Consider the following 20,269-nt stretch of genomic DNA (forward strand, 5'->3'; position numbering starts at 1 on the left):
AACGGTTCATGCGTGTGTAGACCGTATGCCAGTTGCCAAAGCGCTTGGGTAGGCCGCGCCATTTGCAGCCATGCTCGGCAACGTAAAGGATGGCGTTGACCACTTGCAGGTTGGTCATGCTGACATTGCCGCGCTGCGCCGGCAGGCAGTGTTCGATCAGAGAAAATTGTGCTGGCGTGATCTCCATGCCCAATAGTTTAATCGCTCGGGCCATTAGTGTTAACAGGCCCTAGGAGAGAGCATGCGTGTGCGTCCCATTTCATCCCGGTGGCGTTGGCTGATGGCCGGCGGCTTGCTGTTGTGCGCCGGCCTGAGCGCTGCGGCGGACTGGAAGCGCGGTATCGAACACCAGCGCATCGCCGACCAGGGCGATGGCCGCTTTCTCAATCCGGTGCTGGCCGGCGACCATCCCGACCCGTCGGTGCTCAAGGATGGCGATGATTACTACCTCACGCTGTCCTCGTTCGATGCGTACCCGGGCCTGCCGATCTGGCACTCGCGCGATCTGGTCAACTGGCAGCCGCTGGGCCACGCCATCACCCAGAACGTCGGTGCGATCTGGGCGCCTGACCTGATCAAGCACGGCAAGCGCTACTACATCTATTTCCCCGCGCGGCGCGGCGATCAGGGCGAGCGCAGCAATTTCGTGGTGTGGGCCGACGACATCACCGGTCCATGGAGCGCGCCGATCGATATCGGCCTGGGCAAATACATCGACCCCGGCCATGCGGTGGGCGAAGACGGCAAGCGTTACCTGTTCCTGAGCGGCGGCGATTACGTGCAGCTGTCCGATGACGGCCTCAAGGTGGTCGGCACACCCAGGCACGTCTACGACGGCTGGAAATACCCGGAAAGCTGGGACGTGGAAGGCTACGCCCAGGAAGGCCCCAAGATCACCCGCCACAACGGCTGGTACTACATGACGACCGCCGTGGGCGGCACCGCCGGCCCGCCGACCGGGCACATGGTGATCACCGCGCGCTCGCGTTCGATCCACGGCCCGTGGCAGAACGCGCCCAATAACCCGATCACCCGCACCAGCAGCGCGGATGAGCCGTGGTGGTCGCGTGGCCACGCCACCCTGGTGGAAGGCACCGACGGCCGCTGGTGGATGCTCTACCACGGCTACGAACACGGCTACTGGACGCTGGGCCGGCAGGCCTTGCTCGACCCGATCGAATGGACTCCGGACGGTTGGTTCGCCGCCAAGGGCGGCGATCTGGGCACCCCGCTGAAGAAACCCAGCGGGCAGGCGCTGCAGCACGGGATGGCGTTGTCGGACGACTTCCGTGCCGCCAGGCTGGGCCCGCAGTGGGCCTTCTTCGATCCGGCTGCCGACGAAGCCAAGCGCCTGCAGGTGGGCAATGGTGTGTTGCGCCTGCAGGGCAAGGGCACCGCGCCGCGCAATGCCTCGCCGCTGACGGTGATCGCCACCGACCCGGCCTACCAGTTCGAAGTGCAGATGACCGTGGCGCCGGGCGGGCAGGGCGGGGCGTTGCTGTTCTACAGCGACAAGCTCTATGCCGGCGTCGGCAGCAATGGGCAACAGTTCGTCATGCACCGCTACGGCGAGGAACGCCCGGCCACGCTGGCGCCCAGCACCACCGGCGGCACGCTGTGGCTGCGCGTCACCAACAACCGCCACATCGTCACCATTCACAGCAGTCCCGACGGCAAGACGTGGACCAAGTACCCGGTGCAGATGGAAGTGTCCGGTTACCACCACAACGTGGCCGGCAAGTTCCTGGCCCTGAAGCCGGCGCTCTATGCCGCAGGCCCCGGCCAGGTGGAATTCCGCAACTTCCGCTACCGCGCCCTTGACTGACTGACCGTTCTGCATCGGCGGGCATGTCGTGGCGCTGCCTGCTGTGGCAGGCCCGGCACGGCGGACCCGGTGCAGCGGCAGGCCTCGCTCAGGTCTGCCGGCCGTCGGGCCGGTAGAATCCAATCAACTTTACTGGTTGACCGCTATGCCCGCCCGCAAGATGCCTGAAGAGGGAATGCCTGGCCTGCCGAAGGGTCGGGTCGCAACGATCAACGACATCGCGCGGATGTCGGGCGTGTCCAAGAAGACCGTCTCGCGGATCATCAACAATTCGCCACTGGTGCGCCAGGACACGCGCGAGAAGGTCGAGGCGCTGATGCGCGAGGTCGGCTACGCGCCGGATCCGCTCGCGCGCGGGCTGGCGTTCCGGCGCTCGTTCCTGATCGGCATGGTCTACGACAACCCCACCGCGCAATACATCGTGGACATGCAGTACGGCGCGCTGGACGCACTGCGCGGCTCCAGCTTCGAGCTGGTGGTGCACCCCTGCGACAGCCGCAGCCCCGGCTACATCGAAGGCGTGCGCCGTTTCGCCCAGGCGCAGAAGCTGCACGGCGTGATCCTGGTGCCACGCGCCTCCGAAGACCAGGCGCTGGCCGACATGCTGGCCGAGATCGGTTGCCGCTACACCCGCATCGCCTCGATCGCGCTGGACGCCACCTCGCAGACGGTCATCACCCACGACCGCGACGGGGCAGCGGAGGCGGCCGATTACCTGCTCTCGCTGGGCCACCGCGACATCGCCCTGGTCACCGGCCCCAGCGCCTACCGCTCCTCGATCGAGCGCACCTCCGGTTTTGCCGACGCGCTGACCCGGCGCGGCATCGAGCTGCCGCCCGAGCGCATCGTCGAAGCCGGTTACACCTTCGAATCCGGCGTGGCGGCGGCCGAAAAGCTGCTGCTGGGCAAGAAACGGCCCACCGCCATCTTCACTGGTAACGACGAAATGGCCGCCGGTATCTACAAGGTCGCCCTGCGCGCCGGCATCAACATCCCGCGCCAGCTCTCGGTGATCGGCTACGACGACAGTTCGCTGGCCTCGCGCCTGTGGCCGCCGCTGACCTCGGTGCGCCGCCACACCCGCGACACCGGCCGCACCGCCGCGGCGATGCTGATCCAGCCCGACAACGCGCCGCAGCTGCCCACCGCCAGCGTGCGGCCGCACCTGATCGTGCGCGACTCCTGCCAGCCGCCGGAGGATTGATCGCCGCGCCGCGTGCTCCCTCATCCGGCGCTACGCGCCATCTTCTTCCGAGGAAGAGGGAACAAGCCTCCGCTCGGCCAGCGGCTGGCCCCCATCCGCCCTTCGGGCACCTTCCCCCGCAGGCGGGGGAAGGCAGGCCGTCGATCGCTGCTGTAAAGCCCCTCTCCCGCCGGCGGGAGAGGGGTTGAGGTGAGGGTACGGCGGCAGGCAGCCGTCCGAGAAAGCCCAGCTGTGAGCGGAGGGGAAGGCACACATCAGCAGTCACCCGCTCAAACCCCGCAACGCTGATCCGGCGCTGTGCGCCACCTTCTCCCAGGGAGAAGGAACGGGCCCCCACACCGCCGACACCCATTTCGTGCACTGCGCAATGACACCGGTTAACCAGAGTCGGTAGAATGGCCCGGTGCAAGCCACTGCCCCCGCGCTTGGCACCGGAGATCGCGCATGTCCCTGTACTGCAAGACCCATTACGCCACCCATCCCGACGCCATCAAGGGCGCCAGCAACGACGACCTGCGCGAGCTGTATCTGCTCGATGGGCTGTTCGTGGACGACGCGGTGACGCTCAAATACACCCACTACGAGCGCTTCGTGCTCGGTGGCGCCGCGCCGCTGGGCAGGACGCTGGAACTGCCCAAGCAGACCGAGCCCGCCTCGGCCGCCGGGCATCCGTTTCTGGAGCGTCGCGAGCTGGGCATTCTCAATGTCGGCGCAGGCACCGGCACGGTGACCGTGGACGGCACCGCCTACACGCTGGGGCCGAAGGATGGCCTGTACGTGGCGATGGGCAGCACCGATGTCAGTTTTGCCTCCGAAGACGCGGCCAACCCGGCCAAGTTCTATCTCGCCTCCACGCCGGCGCATGCGCGCTTTGAGACCAAGCAGCTCTCGATCAAGGATGCGGTGGCACTGGAGCGCGGTGCGCTGGAAACCAGCAACGAACGCACCATTTACCAGTACATCGTGCCGGCCACCTGCCAGTCGTCGCAGCTGTTGCTCGGCCTGACCGTGCTCAAGCCTGGCAGTGTCTGGAACACCATGCCGCCGCATCTGCACGACCGCCGCAGCGAGGTGTATTTCTATTTCGACCTGGGCGCCGACGACCGCGTCTACCACTTCATGGGCGAACCCGATGCGCAGCGCCACATCGTGATTCAGAACAACGAAGCGGTGGTGTCGCCGCCGTGGTCCATCCACATGGGCGCCGGCACCTCCAATTACGCCTTCATCTGGGCAATGGGCGGCGAAAACCTGGATTACACCGACATGCATGTGCTGGATATCTGCCAGCTCAAGTAAGGCCTGCGTCCACGCGCCTGCACGCAGGCGGCCGCGCCATGACGCCGCTTTGTTCAAGCCGGTGCCAGTCACGCCGGCGCGATTCAGATGCGCCTTCGGCGCTGCCCCCATTCGTATGACGTCATCGTCCGCGCACTACGCGGTTCACTCAGCACACCACGGCACATCCAGCAGGAGCGATAAGGTAATGAGCAATCCGTTCAGTCTCGAAGGCAAGGTCGCGCTGGTCACCGGTGCCAACACCGGCTTGGGCCAGGGCATCGCGTTGGCATTGGCCCAAGCCGGTGCCGACATCGCTGCCGCCGGCATCCAGGCGCCCACCGAGACCGAAGCGAAGGTCAAGGCGCTGGGCCGCCGGTTCATCGCCATCGAAGCCAACCTGATCAGCATCGAGCCAGTGCAGCGCATCATCGACGAGACCATCACCGGCCTCGGCGGGCTGGATATCCTGGTCAACAACGCCGGCCTGATCCGTCGCACCGATGCGGTGGATTTCAGCGAGCAGGATTGGGACGACGTGCTCAACGTCAACCTGAAGTCGGCCTTCTTCATGGCGCAGGCCGCAGGCCGTCACTTCATCGCGCAGGGCCGCGGCAAGATCATCAACATCGCCTCGATGCTGTCGTTCCAGGGCGGTATCCGCGTGCCGTCCTACACCGCCAGCAAGTCGGGCATCGCCGGCATCACCCGCCTGCTTGCCAACGAATGGGCCAGCAAGGGCGTGACCACCAATGCCATCGCACCGGGCTATATGGCCACCGACAACACTGCGCAGCTGCGTGCCGACGAAGACCGCAACAAGGCCATCCTGGACCGCATCCCGGCCGCGCGCTGGGGCGTGCCGGCCGACCTGGGCGGCACCGCGGTGTTCCTGGCCAGCAGCGCCTCGGACTACGTCAACGGCGCGATCATCCCGGTCGACGGCGGCTGGCTGGCACGCTGAGAAAAAACGCGCGCGGTTGCCTTCTCCCTCCGGGAGAAGGTGCCCGAAGGGCGGATGAGGGTCGGCAACTACGCATCAACCAGATGCGCACTTCCGCTCCTGCAATTGCTCTTCCTTCCTGCATCAGCGCGTTGGCCGCTTCAGCAAACAACGCGCACGCCGTCCAAAAAGACCGGCAACCCAACACACACATCATCGCTATCTAGCAACAACTTTTAAAAAAACTTCCCCAACCAATCGGAGCATTCCCATGAAAATCGCACTCATGAATGAGTTTAGTCAGGCCGCCAAGAACCCGGTAATCCTGCAGCAACTCAACGACGTCGCCAGCGAGCAGGGCCATAGCGTCTTCAACGTCGGCATGGACGGCGACAACGACCACCGCCTGACCTACATCCACTTGGGCATCGTCGCCAGCCTGCTGCTGAACTCCAAGGCCGTGGACTTCGTCGTCGCCGGCTGCGGCACCGGCCAGGGCGCGATGATGTCGCTCAACGCGCACCCGGGCGTGTTCTGCGGCTATTGCATCGAGCCGACCGACGCCTACCTGTTCGCCCAGGTCAACAACGGCAACGCACTGTCGTTGGCATTCGCCAAGGGCTACGGCTGGGGCGCGGAAATCAACGTGCGCTACATCTTCGAAAAGGCCTTCAGCGGCGAGCGCGGCATGGGCTACCCGGCCGAGCGTCGCGAATCGCAGCAGGCCAACGCCGGCATCCTGACCCAACTCAAGCAGGCCACCGCCAAGTCGTACCTGGACGGCCTGCGCGCCATCGACCCGGAGCTGATCAAGCAGGCGATCGGCGGCGAGCGCTTCCAGCAGTGCTTCTTCGACAACGCGCAGGATGCAGAGATCCGCAACTTCGTCGCCGGCGTGCTGGGCAAGACCGAAGCTGCTGCTGCGTAATCGCTAAAGCCCCTCCCCGGTGGGAGAGTCAGTCAACGCGATTGAGCTCCTCTCCTGCGGGCCTTCGAGCGCCCACGCCGCAAGGCGTGGGCCGGCGCGCGGAGCAGGGGGAGGTACGGCGGAAGACAGCGAACCCAGGCGGCCAGGCGCACGCGCCGAACCATTGGACGAACGGCCACACCGTTGCATCGCTCACCAACCGCATCAACGCGTCGCTCTGCCGAGCCCGATGAGCGCGCGAAGCGCAATTGCGTCGCCCAAGACCACGCATGCGCTCCACGCGTCAGCACGGTATCGCAAACCGCAACAACACCAGCAACAGCAATAGCACGCTCACTCAGCGGAGCCCCCATGCATCGACTGCTCATCGCCATGCTGTTGCTCTGCACCGGCATCGCCCATGCCGCGCCACAGCGCATCTTCATCGCCGGAGATTCCACCGCCGCCGAATACGGTGCCGAGCGCGCCCCGCAGGCCGGTTGGGGCCAACTGCTGCAGGACTGGTTCGACCCGGCGCAGTGGCAAGTGCACAGCCACGCCAAAGGCGGGCGCAGCACGCGCAGTTTCATCGCCGAAGGGCGCCTGGATGCCATCGCAAGAGAATTGCAACGCGGCGATGTGTTGCTGATCCAGTTCGGCCACAACGATGCCAAGCGCGAAGACCCCACGCGCTACACCGATCCGACGACCGACTACATGCAGTTCCTGCGCCGCTACATCGCCGCTGCGCGCGACAAGTGCGCCACACCCATCCTGATCACTCCGGCCGCGCGCCTGCTCTACGACTTCGGCGCGCTGCTCGACACCCATGGCCGCTACACCCTGGCCATGCAGCAACTTGCCGCGCAGGAACACGTGGGCCTGATCGATCTCAACGCCAGTTCCAGCGACTGGATTCGCGCGCTCGGCGAGCAGGCGGCCAGACCGTATTTCCTGTTCGTGCCCGAACAGGGCAAGGCCGACGGCACCCACTTCAGCCGCGCCGGCGCGACCGCCATCGCCTGCCTGGTGGTGCAGGGTTGGGTCCAGCTGCAGCCGGCGCTCAAGTCGCAGCTGCAGCGCGATGCCGATTGCGGTGCTGCGCCCGACACCGCCACGCAACGTGCTGCACAACCGCGTCCGTCGTTGATCGCACACGAACGCGATCTCGCGCGTCGCCAGCCTGGCCCGCACGGCGGCGCCGGCCCGACCACGGCCTATCCGTTTTTCGCAGACGCGCCGGATCTGGCGTTCGTGCTGCGCAAGCGGGTGCTGCACAAAGGTGCCGGCATCGGCCTGCATCTGCACGACAAGGACGAGATCTATTACATCGTCAGCGGGCGCGGCTTGTACGCGCTGGACGGCAAGCAATACCAGGTCGCTGCCGGCGATGCGTTGTTGACGCGGCCGGGCAGCACGCACGCCTTGCAGCAGACTGGTGAAGAGCCGCTGGTGCTGCTATTGGCCTATCTCGCCAAGCCGGCAGGCTGAGCCTTCGCCCCGGTGCACCGCATCTGCCGGCACTGCACCTGCACCGCCCATCGCTGTACTGCGGTGTCAGTCGGTCCAGGCCGGCAGCCATCGCCGCGTATTGCGCGGCATGACCTTCGGCATGCTGGCAGGCGACCTCGACCGGCGACAAGATAGGTCATCCCCACCGCCCCGACACGCATGAAAACTCCCTGGTCGCTGCTGTGTGCACTCCTCACGCTGGCCGCTGGCGCAGTGGCCAGCCCGGCGCCTGCAGAGCCTGCTCCGGTTGCGCTGGACCTGGAGCTGGCACCGCACGCAGTCGAGGGCGAAGTGAGCACGGTGGAGGTGCGTCTGCGCCTGGCGACGCTTCGCGTTGCGCGCGGCGGCATCGTGGCGCAGCTGCCGATGCAGGTGCAAAACGTGGATACCGCTGCCGAGCACATCGCCGCGATCGAAGCGACCGATGCGCAGGGGACGGTGCAACTTGTCGGGCGTGCGGCCAAGGCGCAGGAAAGCGGTGACCAGGGCCCATTGCGCGTCTGGATCGCGCCACGCGCGCTCAGCGGTCCGCTCAGCCTGCACTACCGTGTCCCAGCCAATGCAACCCGGCCGCCGCGCGGCCCGGCACCGCCAATTTCGTTCCGCAACGATGACCATGCCTTTTCTGCGCTGTCGAGCATGTTTCTGGCACTGCCGCCGCAGGAGCAAAGCTATGCGCTGACCATTCGCTGGGATCTGTCGCAGCTGCCCGACGGCGCCAAGGGAGTCAGCTCGTTCGGCCAGGGCACGGTGCAGGTCGCGCAGATCGACAACAACAGCTTGTCCGGTGTGTTCTTCATGGCCGGGGAGGTTGGACGCTGGCCGGCCGTGCCGCGTGCGGACGGGTTTTCGGTCGCCTGGCAGGGGCAGCCGCCCTTCGATGCGGCCGCGTTGTCCGCGTGGGTGGGCAAGCTGCACGACCAGTTCGAGCTGCTGTTTCCGCAGCCCGCGCCCGCGCCCTACACGATCTTCCTGCGCTACAACCCGGTCAACGCCGGCGGCGGAACCGCATTGAACCAGTCCTTCGTCACCACCTATGGCGAAGGCGACGGGGCCGATCTGGACCTGATCAAGATCACCTTGTCGCATGAGATGTTCCATACCTACCAGCCGCACCTGTCCCGGCATGGGGCCGAGTCCACGACCTGGTTCAGCGAAGGCTCGGCGGTGTTTTACGAGGCGCTTCTGCCGCTGCGATTTGGCTTGCTCACCCCGCAGCAATTCCTGGACACGCTTAACACGACCGCGGCGCGTTACTACACCAATGCGCTGGGAAATCTGCCGAACGCACGCATCGATGAGGGATTCTGGAAGGACACCCGCATCCGCACGCTCGCCTACGACCGCGGCATGTTGTATCTGGCCACGGTAAACGATGCGCTGCGCAAGCGATCGCAGGGCAGGCGCTCGCTGGATGACCTGTTGCGTGCGCTGCTGGAGATCGGGCAGCAGCGCGAGGCAACCCAGGCCGATTGGGAGGCCTTGTTGAAAGCAGAGCTGGGCGACACGGCGGTGCAGGACTTCCACGCCTTCCTGGCCGGAACTGCGCCGCTGCCGGCATCGGATGCGTTCGGGCCGTGCTTCCGTAGGATCAGCAAGCCGCTGCGGCGCTACGTGCTGGGATTTGAGCCGGCGGTGCTGGCCGAACCCAGGCGCATCGTGCGCGGCCTGATGGCGGAGTCTGCTGCTGCACAGGCGGGAGTACGCAATGGCGACGAGATCGTGCGGCCGGTGCCGCAGGACGGCATCCAGGGCAATCAGACCCAGCACCTGAAACTGCGCTTGCGCCGCGACGGCAAGGAATTCGACGTGGACTATCTGCCACGCGGCGAGCAGGTTGACGCCTGGCAATGGGAGCGCGTCCCCGGTGTGGATGATGCACAGTGCCGGCTGTAGATCGGGCGTTTGGCGTCGACATCAGCACCGCGCCGATGAGGTAGCGGCCAACCCCGCTGCGTCGCCGACAGTTCAGGCCTTGTCCACCCCGTAGTGCGTCAGCCCCAGGCGCGCCAGTTCAGCCGAGCGGCGGTAGTAGACTTCTTCCCAACCATCCACGCGCTGGCGGTCGGTGTCGTTCATGGCATCGAGAATGTCTTCGATGCTGAGCAGATTCGGATCTTCTTCCAGGCGCTCGAACACCGCGCCCAGGCCCTCGATGGCTTGGCGCGCTTGCACCGCGCCCATGGCGGCCAGCCCCCGCAATGCATCGCTGCGGGTCGCCGCATCCCAACGGTCGAAATAGCGCGCGTAGCCGCTCTCGTTCATGTCCGCATCCAGCCGCGCCAGCGCGATGAGTTCGCGCTCGCCTGGCGACAGCGCATCCATGCGCCCACGCAACTGGGTGAGCTTGGCCTGCGCACGGGCAGCGCGGCGGCGCCATAGCAACTCGGGCATGTTGAGCAGGCCCTCCGGGGTGGGGGGCGCCACCGCGGGCCAGTTCACCCCGAAGCCGTCTTCGGTGATCTGCCATTGCGCGCGTTGCGGCGGCGATGCCTTGAGCAAGAGCCGGTGCGCCTGGATGGGCTCGTCGATGCGCATGCCGTTGGCCAGGGTGAACAGCAGGCGGGTGTCGTCCAGCTCCAAGCGCCGGATGCGCAGATGCGTCAGGTCCATTGAGCGAAGGCGATGTGGGGAGGTTTGACCTTAGTGCGCGTTGGCGGTGGTGTCGAGTCGGTGCAGGTCACATCGCGGCATCGTGACCGGGCGGCAATGCGGCGCGCCGCGATCGGCGCCGCATTAGCGCAGCAGTGACCTCACACGTCGCCGTCGCGGCTCCAACCCTCGCCGCTGCCGCGTTGGATCACCCGATCGCCCGGCAGCACGTCACCCGCCGGCACCTGCGGCTGTTGTGCAAGCTCGGCATAAATCGGGGTGAAGTCCGGCGCAGTGGCTTCCATCAACTGCGCAAAGCTGTCGATGACGAAATAGGTCTTCTGAAAGCTGTCGATGCGGTAGCGCGTGCGCATGATGCGTTGCAGGTCGAACCCGATGCGGTTGGGTGCCGGCGATTCCAGCGAATACAGCGATTCGCCCTTGGACGACACGATGCCGGCACCGTAGATGCGCAGGCCCTGCGGCGTGTCGATCAGACCGAATTCCACCGTGTACCAATACAGCCGGGTGAGGTTCTGCAGCGCGTCCGGGCCGATGCCGTGCGCCTTGACCCCGCCGCGGCCATAGGTCTGCATGAAGTCGGCAAACAGCGGGTTCATCAACAACGGCACATGCCCGAACAGGTCATGGAACAGATCGGGTTCGGCGATGTAATCGATCTGATCGGGCCGGCGGATCCACCAGGTCACCGGGAAGCGCCTGCTGGCCAGGTGATCGAAGAAATCCAGCTCCGGCAGCAAGCCCTGCACGCCGACCAGGGTCCAGCCGGTGGCTGCCTGCAGCACGCGATTGAGCGCATCGAAGCGCGGGATGTGCGTCTGGCCCATGCCCATCGCATCCTGCGCCTGCAGGAACTCCTCGCAGGCGCGACCGACCAGCAGCTCGCGCTGGCGCCGATACAAGGTGCCCCAGGTGGCGTGGTCGTCGGCGCTGTAGCCGTCCCACGGCTGCTCCACCACCGCAGTGGTGTAGACCGGCACATAGCCCTTGTCGGTGAGCTGGTTTTCGACGCGTTGCGGAGCGGTAGTCATGCAGCGGCACTTCCCGGTGATCAGCCCTCACCTTAGCCGGATGTCCGCGCAACGGGATTGCGAATCTTGCGCGCCATGTGCATCTTGGCGCAAGATCCATGCGTCATCTTCTGCTGCTGCGCAACATATGGATCAGCCCATCGCCTTGGGCCGCACCGATTTGCGCCTGCTCGCCCTGCTGCAGACGCAGGGGCGCAGCAGCAATGCGGAGCTGGCCGTGCAGGTCAATCTGTCGGCGTCTGCATGCCTGCGCCGCACGCAGCGACTGGAAGCCGCCGGCATCATCGCCGGCTATGGCGCGCGGCTGGATGCGCGCGCGCTAGGGCTGGGCTTGCAGGCGTTCGTGCGTGTGCAGCTGGAGCAGCACGGGCAAGCCGACATCGAGCATTTCGCCGAGGGCGTGCGCGGCTGGGACGAGGTGGTGGCGTGTTGGGCGCTGACCGGCGACATGGATTACCTGTTGCAGGTACAGGTGCGCGACCTGGAACACTTCTCGCGGTTTCTGCTCGATCGCCTGCTCAATGCCACCGGCGTGTCGGATGTGAATTCCAGCTTCGTGCTGCGCACGGTGAAGGCGCCGGAAGGTCTGCCGCTGTCGCATCTGGCCTGAGGTACAGATCAGCCAGGTGGCTTAGGGCATGGCGCCGCTCGCACGGTGCAGCCGGCAAGGTGCATCGGCGTGCCGTCGCTTTCCAGACGGACGCAAGAAACGTGCTGCTTGCCACATAAACGATAACGATTTACATTTACCTCACATCTTGGCCGCGTCCGGCCATGTCGTTCGTGTCGCATTGCCAGCCCACGCAGGGTCAGCCAGCCGGTTCGAGTGGACGCCCGCGTGTGCCTGTGCCTTTCCCTGTTGCGTGACGCGCTGCGTCGGCAACGATCGACGAGAACGCCCCATGTCTGCTGCCATCGCTCCCCTTGGCCTGTTGTCTGCCGCGCTGCTGTGCGCACTGTCGACCTTGGCCCCCGCCGCTGCTCATGCCGCCGAGGCCGCCGATGCGACCAACGCCACGACGCTTGACCAGGTCAGCGTCAACGGTACGGTGAGTCGCGCGCAACCGGCCACCACCACGCGGCTGCCGCTGACCCTGCAGGAAACGCCGCAGTCGGTGAGCGTGATCGGGTTGCAGCGCCTGGAAGAGCAATCGCTGTTCAGCATCGACGATGTGATGCGTCATGTCACCGGCGTCAACGTGTCGTTCTACGACACCCAGCGGCCGCTGTATTTCGCGCGCGGTTTCCAGATCACCGACTTCCAGGTCGACGGCCTGCCCACCTACAGCGGCGCCACCAATCAGGAATACGACACGGTCTTCTACGACCGCATCGAGGTGATCCGCGGCGCCAATGGCCTGCTCACCGGCGCGGGCATTCCCTCGGCCACGGTCAACCTGTTGCGCAAGCGCCCTGGCAAGGACTTCGATGCCGCGTTCGGCGTGAGCACGGGCACCTGGGATTTCCGCCGCATGCAGGCAGACGTCAATGCGCCGTTGACCGAAGATGGACGCTTTCGCAGCCGCGTGGTGGCCGCCTGGCAGGATCGCGATTACTACTACGACCGCTACCACGACAACAAGATGTCGGGCATGGCGGTGCTGGAAGGCGACTTGACCGAGAGCAGCACGCTGACCGTCGGCTACCAGCGCCAGGACAACACCCCGGTCGGTTCGACCTGGGGAACGGTGCCGTTCTTCGCGGCCGACGGCTCCTTCGCCAACCTGTCGCGCTCGACCAACATGGCGCCGGAATGGACGCGCTGGCAACGCGAAACCAGCACTGCGTTTGCCAACCTGGAACAACGCTTCGGGCAGGACTGGTTGCTGCGCGTCAACACCGCCCACACCAAGGGCGCCGTGCAGAGCCTGCGCGTCTACGGCACCGGTTACCCGGCCGCCGATGGCAGCGGCGTGTTTTTGCGCGCCAACGCTGGCGAAACGCAGGACACGCGCGATAGCGTGGACGTGTATCTGTCCGGCGGGTTCGCCTTGTTCGGCCGCCAGCACGATGTGGTGATCGGCGGCAGCTGGCAGGACCTGCAATCGACCACCTATACCGTGGCGCAGGCCTATCCCGACGACTGGGCCACCTGCGGCAGCGAACGTTGCTATGTCATTCCCAACATCCGCAACTGGAACGGCGACGCGTCCGAGGTGACCTATGCGCGTACCGGCGCGCGTCGCCAGGCACGCACCACCCAGCGCGGCGTGTATGCCTCCACGCGCTTGCGGCTGGCCGACCCGCTGTCGTTGATTGCCGGCGCGCGGCTGAGCTCCTGGGAAACCCGCACCCAGGCGTTCGATGCCAGCGGCAGCTACACCGGCACCAGCGGCCGTTATGAAGTAAGCGATGAAGTCACCCCATACGTCGGTCTGGTGTACGACATCGTGCCGGATGTGTCGGTCTACGCCAGCTACACCGAAATCTTCAATCCGCAGAACTACCGCGACAAGGACAACAACCTGCTCGCACCGGTGGAAGGGTCCAACCTGGAAGCCGGCATCAAGGCGCAGTTGTTCGATGGCCATGCGATGGCCACCGCCGCCGTGTTCGAAGCCAAGCAGGACAACTATGCGGTGCGCGACATGACCCAGCCGGAAGCTTCGCTGCCGGATGGCAGCTCGGCCTACATCGGCGTGGACGGCACCAAGAGCCGTGGCTGGGAAGTGGACGTCAATGGCGAAGTGCGGTCCGGTTGGACCATCAACGCCGGCTATACCCACGTCAAGGTGACGCGCGCGCCCACCGATGCGATCTACGCCAACCTGCCCGAAGATTATCTGCAGCTCTCCACCCAGTGGCGCCTGCCGGGGACGTGGGACCGGTTGAGCATCGGCGGCGGCGTGAGCTGGCAGAGCGCGGTGCGCGGCTTCAATATCGCACGCCCCACCGGCGACGGCACTGGCGCTACCACGCCGGTCACCGTGGTGCAGAACCCGTATGCGCTGGTGCATTTCAACGCCAACTACCGCATCAGCGACCAATGGACCGCCACGCTGGCGGTGCGTAACGCATTGGACAAGACCTACTGGGCGAATCTGGATTATCAGAACTACGGCGAACCGCGCTTTGTCAGCGTGTCGCTACGTTGGCGGTATTGAAGCATTGCCGATGAAGTCCGGGCTTGAGACGTTGCCCATCAAGTCCAGGCGTTGCTACCGGTAAGGCCTCGCGGCCAGGGCCGCTCCTGCAAGAGCAGGCTGGCCGTGCCGACGTCGCCGAGACACCCAAAGACCCCCGCCCCCGGTAGGAGCGGCCCCGGCCGCGACCCCATCCCGACACATCTCAACGCAACCGAAAGAACCGCCACGCCGTCGTAGGAGCGGCCCCGGCCGCGCCCGTGTCCGGGCACCCTCAGTGCATCAACACAAGGCATCAACAACGCAGTCGCCCGACGCATCTGGTTCAAATGCGCGCGTCTGGAAACAGGCGCCCACGCCCGCTCAGTTCCGCATGACCTCGCGCGGGACCCGCATCAACTGCGCAGCGCCTCGCACCGCAGCCGCATCACGGCGCCACGCAGGCCTCGTCCTTGCCGCGCAATTTTTCCCAACGCGAGCGTTGTTCCAGGCAGCGCTCGTACGCCTGTTGCCTGGCCGCTTTGGCCTGATCGGCGGCGGTCCGTGTCGCGCTGCTGCGCGCGACCTGCAGTTGCGCAACCTTGGCGCGAATCTGCGGCATCACCGCCATTGCGGCGCGCTCGCCTTCGAGGATCGCCGCACCACGCTGGTTGAAATCGGCCGAGCCGATATCGTTGACCTTGGGGCGAACGACCACGTCGGCACGTTTGAGTTCGGCCTCGCCCAGACGCTGGCCCATGATCGAGATCGACTGGTTCACCGTGCCCAGCAGGTCCCCCGGGTTCTTGCCGCTGGCCTTGCTGGAAATATCCACGGCCACCACGAATTCGGCACCTAGCTGGCGCGCCGCATCCACCGGCACCGGGCTGACCACGCCGCCATCGACGAAGTGGTACTTACCGATGGTCACCGGCTCGAACACGCCGGGAATGCTGCTGGACGCGCGCACTGCCTGGCCGGCATTGCCGCGCACGAACACGGTGCGTTCGCCATCTTCCAGACGCGTGGCGACCGCCGCGAACGGCTTGCGCAGTTTTTCGATCGGTTTGCCGCCCAGCTGTTCGTTGACGTAGTCCTGCAGTTTCTGGCCTTGCACCAGGCCACCGGAAAACAGCCGCACATCGCGGATGCTGGTCTGGTCGAGCGCAACGGCCTTTTCCTGCATTTGGAACGCATCCATGCCGCTGGCATACAGCGCGCCCACCACGCTGCCGGCGCTGGTACCGGACACCACCACCGGTGCGAAGCCGTTGGCCTCGAGCATCTTGATCACCCCGATATGCGCAAAGCCCTTGGCCGCACCGCCACCGAGCGCGACGCCGATCTTGATGGGCTTGGGGGCTTCGGCCGAAGGTGCCTGCACCACGGGCGCCGGTGTCGCCGGGCGCGGCTCGCCCCCGCAGGCGCTGAGCAGACCGAGCATGGACAACAGGGCGAGCGAGCGGGAGCAGCGGAGCGCGATCATGGCGAAAACGTCGATGGGAAAGGCGAGGGAGAATACACGCGCCCTGCCACTGCTGCTGCGGCGGTATTGGCGTGAGTGGAGCTCATTCAGGACAGCATCGTTTACAGGCGTTGCGCTCCCTTCTCCCCTCGGGAGACGGTGGCGCGCAGCGCCGGATGAGGGTACGAGCGGAGCCTGATGCCTTCCCATACCACGTTTGGCTTCGCCCGTCCCCTCACCCCAACCCCCGCTCCGCGCCCCGGCCCACGCCTTGCGGCGTGGGCGCTCAAAGGCAGGCGCGCCGATGGCGCTAGCCCTGCCTTTTCGCCCCGCAGGGAGAGGGGCTGCGGTTCCGTGCGGCGATGGACGTGGCTACGGTCAGGGTGCCGTCGCTGCACCAACGACCCGGTCGCCTGCCTTCTCCCGCCGGGACATTGTCCTCCTTCATGGCGGAGACGGTGGCGCAAAGCGCCGGACGAGGGCGCGCCTCAGCATTTGCCAGTGTCTGGAGCGACAAACGCGTCGCCACGCGCCTTCAGAGGTGACACGACGCTTGCTTCGCCCCCCGAATCCAAATCGTCATCGCGCCAACCCGCCGCGTCACCACTCAGAACCGGTTATCGCCATCCAGCAAGCGGCCCAGGCCGCCCAGCACCGAGCCCTCGCCGCGCTGTTGGCCACCGGCTTGCGGGGCGGCCTGCAGCATGCGGCCGGCCATGCGCGAGAACGGCAGCGATTGCAGCCAGACCTTGCCCGGGCCGGTGAGGGTGGCCAGGAACACGCCTTCGCCGCCGAAGAACATGCTCTTCAGGCCGGCAACGCGGCGCACGTCCATGTCCACGCCGGCGTGATAGGCGACCACGCAGCCGGTGTCCACATCGATGCGCTCGCCCGGCCCCAGCTCGCTCTCGACGACCGTGCCGCCGGCATGCACGAACACCCATCCGTCGCCTTCGAGTTTCTGCATTATGAAGCCCTCGCCGCCGAACAGGCCGGTGAGGATCTTGCGCTGGAAGGCGATGCCCAGCGACACCCCGCGCGCGCCGGCCAGGAAGCTGTCTTTCTGGCAGATCAACTGCCCGCCATGCTCGGACAGACGCAGCGCCAGCACCGTGCCCGGGTAGGGCGCGGCGAAGGCGACCTTGGCCTTGCCGCTGCCGGCGTGGGTGAACACGGTGGTGAACATGCTTTCGCCGGTGACCACGCGTTTGCCGGCCGACAGCAGCTTGCCCATCAGCCCGCCGCCACTTTGACCGGCATGCGAGCCGTCGCCGAACACGGTGTCCATCTGCACCGCCGCGTCCTTGTACATCAGCGCACCGGCCTCGGCGATGGCGCTTTCGCCTGGGTCCAGCTCGACTTCGACAAACTGCATGTCGTTGCCGACGATGCGGTAGTCGATCTCGTCCGCGCGCCCGCTGATGCCGCTCAACGGCGGTGGTGCGCTAGCGCCGCCCTGCAGTTCGGCCAACTGACGGGCCGACGTCCAGCCATCGAGCCCGTCGCGCCAGGCCAGCGCATCGGGATGACGCTGCGCATGCGCGCGGGCGCTGGCATCGTCGAGCGGGCCGAGACGGTCGGCCTGTCCGGGATTATGGAAATACCACTGGGCCATCGGGACGACTCCTGTCTGCGTGTGCGGCGAGTCTACGCGCAACCGCCGCGGCGGCGTCCCGTGTCCAAGGTCATGTCTGCAGCGCGTGGTTGTGACGCGGTTGCGGCCGTCCGGAGCGCTTCGCCATCGCGATGTCGAGCATCGTCGGCAGCTCGTGCACGGACACGGCCTGCTAGGCCTGCACAGGCTGCAGGTGGGGTGGCGGTTACTCGCCCACCGTCGCCCAACAGCGCTCGCCATCGCGCTGCACCCGCACCGGGCCGTCGAACACGGCCGACGGGCTGGCATCGGTGAGTAGCGCCTCGCGCGTGCCGTCTGCCACCACCTTGCCGGCGCGCAGCAGGATCACCCGTTCGATCTCCGGCACGATTTCTTCGATGTGATGGGTCACCAGCACCAGCGTGATGCCTTGCCGGGCGAGGTGCCGCATCGTCTCGAGCAGGTGCTGGCGCGCCACCAGATCCAGCCCGGTGGACGGCTCGTCCAGCAGTAGCGCCTGCGGGCGATTGACCAGCGCACGCGCAATCAGCACCCGTCGAGTTTCGCCGGCCGACAATTCGGCAAATTGCCGGTCCACCAGCGGCAATGCGCGTGCCAGCGCTAGCGCTTCGCGCGCACGCGCACGCATGTCGTCGCTGATCTCGCGATGCGGCGGCACCACGTAGCTGGCGAAGAATCCGGATAGCACCGCGCTTTCCACATCCAGTCCGGGCATGTCGGCCAGATTGACGCTCAGATCGCCGGTGACGATGCCCAATTGCGAGCGCAGGCGATCCACCTGCCAGCGCGTTTGTCCCAGCACCTTCACTGCGGCCTGGCCGTCGGCGCGCGCCAGCGGGTACAGCTCGCGCGTGATCAATTTGATGAAGGACGATTTGCCGCAGCCGTTGGGGCCCAGGATCGCGGTGTGCTGCCCCAGGGCGATGCGCAGACTCAGCGCATGCAGCACCCGTACCTGGCCGCGCATCACACTGGCCTGGTCGAGTTCGATCAGCGGGGCGGCGTTGGCAACGGCGGTGGAATCGGCAGCATTTTCGGTGGCAACAGTCATACGGGTGACAGCAGACGGAAGTGGGGAAGGGGGTCTGAACCGCTTTAGAAATGTAGGTGCAACCCTACGCATCCGAAGGGTGAAGTTTGCCGCGATCGCCCCCATCATGTCTGCATCAAATGGAGAGCGCCGCTGTGGAGATGCCGATGTTGTCCGATCCGATCATCGACGTTCTGACCTCCGGCGTGGCAGGGCTGGGCGTGTGGGGCATGCTGGCGGTGCTGCTGGTCTTCACCCAACTCACCATCTTTGCAGTGACCTTGTACCTGCATCGCAGCCAGGCGCATCGCGGTGTGGATTTCCATCCGGTCATCGCGCATTTCTTTCGCTTCTGGACCTGGTTGACCACCTCGATGATCACCCGCGAATGGGTGGCGATCCATCGCAAGCATCACGCCAAGGTCGAGACCGAGGAAGACCCGCACAGTCCGCAGACCAAGGGCATCGCGCAGGTGTTCTGGCGCGGCGTGGAGTTGTACCGCGAGGCACGGACGCAGCGCGCCGATATCGAGCAGTACGGCAAGGGCGCGCCTAGCGACTGGATCGAGCGGCATCTGTACACGCCGCATGCCAATGCCGGCCCGATTGCGTTGCTGGTCATCAATGCCGTGTTGTTCGGATTGCCGGGGATTGCGTTGTGGGCGATCCAGATGCCGTGGATTCCGTTCTGGGCAGCAGGTGTGGTCAATGGCCTGGGCCACTGGTGGGGCTATCGCAATTTCGAGTCGGCCGACACCTCCACCAACCTCACGCCGTGGGCGCTGTGGATCGGTGGCGAAGAATTGCATAACAACCATCATGCCTTCCCGAGCTCTGCACGGTTTTCGATGCGGCGGTGGGAGCTGGATATCGGTTGGGTCGCGATTCGCGGGTTGCAGGCGTTGGGCCTTGCCAAGGTATTGCGGGTGGCACCGTCGCTGGATATCCGCCCCAATATCGCCGTGCCCGATGCCGATACGCTCAAGGCGCTGTTGTCGCACCGCTTCCAGGCCATGACCGACTACCAGCGCAACGTACTCAAGCCGGCGCTGCGCGAAGAGGCGGCCGCCACCGGTGCCAAGCTGCGCGAGTTGCTGCCGCGCCGCCTGCGTAAGGGCTTGGTCGATGACGGGCGCTGGCTCAAGCCGGACGCGCGTGCGCAGTTGCAGGCCTGGGTGGCGCAGCGCCCTCGGATGCGCACGCTGGTCGAGTACCGTGCGCGGCTGACCGCCGTGCTGGAAGCGCGCAGCCACGATGCGTCCGAACGGCTCAGGCAGTTGCAGCAGTGGTGCCACGAGGCCGAAGCCAGCGGCAATGCTGCCTTGCAGGCGTACGCGGCGCGGCTCAAGGGGTATGCGCTGAGTGGTGCGTAAGCCGGGCGGTAGCCGCGCTGTGGCGCGTACACGCGCAACGCGTGGTGTCACCGTGTGTGGCGTGGTGATCGCATGTCTTGCATCGCTGCCTTCCGCCGCGGTGCAGGCCCAAGTGCAGGACAGCCAGCAATATCTGCAACGCATGGATACCGATGGCGATGGACGGGTGAGCCGCGAGGAGTATCTGGCGTGGATGAGCTATGCCTTCGATCAGCGCGATCTCGATCATGACGGCGTACTGCAAGGCGATGAATTGTCCGGCCGCCGCGGCAAGCCGATCACCCGCGCGGCGCATCGCGCCACCCTGATCGAGCGCTTCGCGCGGCAGGATGCCGATGGCGATGGTTACCTGAGCGCACGCGAATTGCTGGCGCCGCCACGCTGATGCGCGCCTTCGCGCGCGTCTGACGC

Annotated in this window: 17 protein-coding genes; 11 read left to right on the plus strand and 6 right to left on the minus strand. The window is 66.0% G+C overall.

Features of this window, described 5'->3' with window-relative positions; translation table 11 throughout:
* A partial coding sequence (locus F7R02_RS17310) for a transposase (protein ID WP_151210039.1) occupies nt 1-187 on the minus strand: 187 nt, incomplete at its 3' end.
* 54 nt (nt 188-241) lie between these two features.
* On the opposite strand from F7R02_RS17310, the gene F7R02_RS17315 reads away from it, so the two are divergent.
* The 7 genes from F7R02_RS17315 to F7R02_RS17350 all read left to right on the plus strand — a co-directional run bounded on the left by F7R02_RS17315 (nt 242) and on the right by F7R02_RS17350 (nt 9,565).
* Complete coding sequence (locus F7R02_RS17315; protein WP_151210130.1) at nt 242-1,825, plus strand: family 43 glycosylhydrolase; 1,584 nt, start codon at nt 242-244, stop codon at nt 1,823-1,825.
* Between the two features lie 145 nt (nt 1,826-1,970).
* Complete coding sequence (locus F7R02_RS17320) at nt 1,971-3,029, plus strand: LacI family DNA-binding transcriptional regulator (RefSeq protein WP_007968130.1); 1,059 nt, start codon at nt 1,971-1,973, stop codon at nt 3,027-3,029.
* Nucleotides 3,030-3,473: 444 nt separating this feature from the next.
* Nucleotides 3,474-4,328 (plus strand): 5-dehydro-4-deoxy-D-glucuronate isomerase, encoded by an 855-nt coding sequence (kduI, locus tag F7R02_RS17330; RefSeq protein WP_033485769.1) that lies wholly within the window; start codon nt 3,474-3,476, stop codon nt 4,326-4,328.
* A gap of 187 nt (nt 4,329-4,515) precedes the next feature.
* Nucleotides 4,516-5,271: a 2-dehydro-3-deoxy-D-gluconate 5-dehydrogenase KduD gene (gene kduD, locus F7R02_RS17335; RefSeq protein ID WP_033485768.1), complete on the plus strand. Its 756-nt coding sequence runs from the start codon at nt 4,516-4,518 to the stop codon at nt 5,269-5,271.
* Nucleotides 5,272-5,521: 250 nt separating this feature from the next.
* Nucleotides 5,522-6,178, plus strand: coding sequence for an RpiB/LacA/LacB family sugar-phosphate isomerase (locus F7R02_RS17340; protein WP_033485767.1), 657 nt, complete (start codon nt 5,522-5,524; stop codon nt 6,176-6,178).
* 351 nt (nt 6,179-6,529) lie between these two features.
* Nucleotides 6,530-7,648 carry a GDSL-type esterase/lipase family protein gene (locus F7R02_RS17345; RefSeq protein WP_139370931.1) on the plus strand — a complete coding sequence of 373 codons (1,119 nt, stop codon included), beginning with the start codon at nt 6,530-6,532 and terminating at the stop codon, nt 7,646-7,648.
* Between the two features lie 180 nt (nt 7,649-7,828).
* The gene (locus tag F7R02_RS17350) at nt 7,829-9,565 is read left to right on the plus strand and encodes a M61 family metallopeptidase (protein WP_078589856.1); all 1,737 of its coding nucleotides are present in this window, start codon (nt 7,829-7,831) and stop codon (nt 9,563-9,565) included.
* A 72-nt stretch (nt 9,566-9,637) separates the two neighbouring features.
* Here the strand turns inward: F7R02_RS17350 and F7R02_RS17355 are convergent, their stop codons facing one another.
* The gene (locus tag F7R02_RS17355) at nt 9,638-10,282 is read right to left on the minus strand and encodes a DMP19 family protein (RefSeq protein ID WP_003490472.1); all 645 of its coding nucleotides are present in this window, start codon (nt 10,280-10,282) and stop codon (nt 9,638-9,640) included.
* Nucleotides 10,283-10,422: 140 nt separating this feature from the next.
* Complete coding sequence (gene phhA, locus F7R02_RS17360; RefSeq protein ID WP_078589855.1) at nt 10,423-11,313, minus strand: phenylalanine 4-monooxygenase; 891 nt, start codon at nt 11,311-11,313, stop codon at nt 10,423-10,425.
* A 127-nt stretch (nt 11,314-11,440) separates the two neighbouring features.
* On the opposite strand from phhA, the gene F7R02_RS17365 reads away from it, so the two are divergent.
* Nucleotides 11,441-11,923: an Lrp/AsnC family transcriptional regulator gene (locus F7R02_RS17365; RefSeq protein WP_078589854.1), complete on the plus strand. Its 483-nt coding sequence runs from the start codon at nt 11,441-11,443 to the stop codon at nt 11,921-11,923.
* A gap of 292 nt (nt 11,924-12,215) precedes the next feature.
* Entirely contained in the window at nt 12,216-14,417 is a 2,202-nt protein-coding gene (locus tag F7R02_RS17370; RefSeq protein ID WP_078589853.1) for a TonB-dependent siderophore receptor, read from the plus strand.
* A gap of 406 nt (nt 14,418-14,823) precedes the next feature.
* Here F7R02_RS17370 and F7R02_RS17375 read toward each other — a convergent pair whose 3' ends face one another.
* The 3 genes from F7R02_RS17375 to F7R02_RS17385 all read right to left on the minus strand — a co-directional run bounded on the left by F7R02_RS17375 (nt 14,824) and on the right by F7R02_RS17385 (nt 18,506).
* Nucleotides 14,824-15,861: a patatin-like phospholipase family protein gene (locus F7R02_RS17375; RefSeq protein WP_151210132.1), complete on the minus strand. Its 1,038-nt coding sequence runs from the start codon at nt 15,859-15,861 to the stop codon at nt 14,824-14,826.
* A gap of 586 nt (nt 15,862-16,447) precedes the next feature.
* Nucleotides 16,448-17,455, minus strand: a complete 1,008-nt coding sequence (locus tag F7R02_RS17380) for a TIGR00266 family protein (protein ID WP_078589685.1) — start codon at nt 17,453-17,455, stop codon at nt 16,448-16,450.
* A gap of 205 nt (nt 17,456-17,660) precedes the next feature.
* Complete coding sequence (locus tag F7R02_RS17385) at nt 17,661-18,506, minus strand: ABC transporter ATP-binding protein (protein ID WP_078589684.1); 846 nt, start codon at nt 18,504-18,506, stop codon at nt 17,661-17,663.
* A gap of 146 nt (nt 18,507-18,652) precedes the next feature.
* Between F7R02_RS17385 and F7R02_RS17390 the strand changes: the two genes are divergently transcribed.
* Complete coding sequence (locus F7R02_RS17390) at nt 18,653-19,858, plus strand: DesA family fatty acid desaturase (protein ID WP_078589688.1); 1,206 nt, start codon at nt 18,653-18,655, stop codon at nt 19,856-19,858.
* Complete coding sequence (locus tag F7R02_RS17395; protein ID WP_425478532.1) at nt 19,848-20,243, plus strand: EF-hand domain-containing protein; 396 nt, start codon at nt 19,848-19,850, stop codon at nt 20,241-20,243. Before F7R02_RS17390 ends, F7R02_RS17395 begins: the two co-directional genes overlap by 11 nt.
* Nucleotides 20,244-20,269: the final 26 nt, after the last annotated feature.

The sequence above is a fragment of the Xanthomonas cissicola genome, assembly GCF_008801575.1.
Taxonomy (GTDB): Bacteria; Pseudomonadota; Gammaproteobacteria; order Xanthomonadales; family Xanthomonadaceae; genus Xanthomonas; species Xanthomonas cissicola.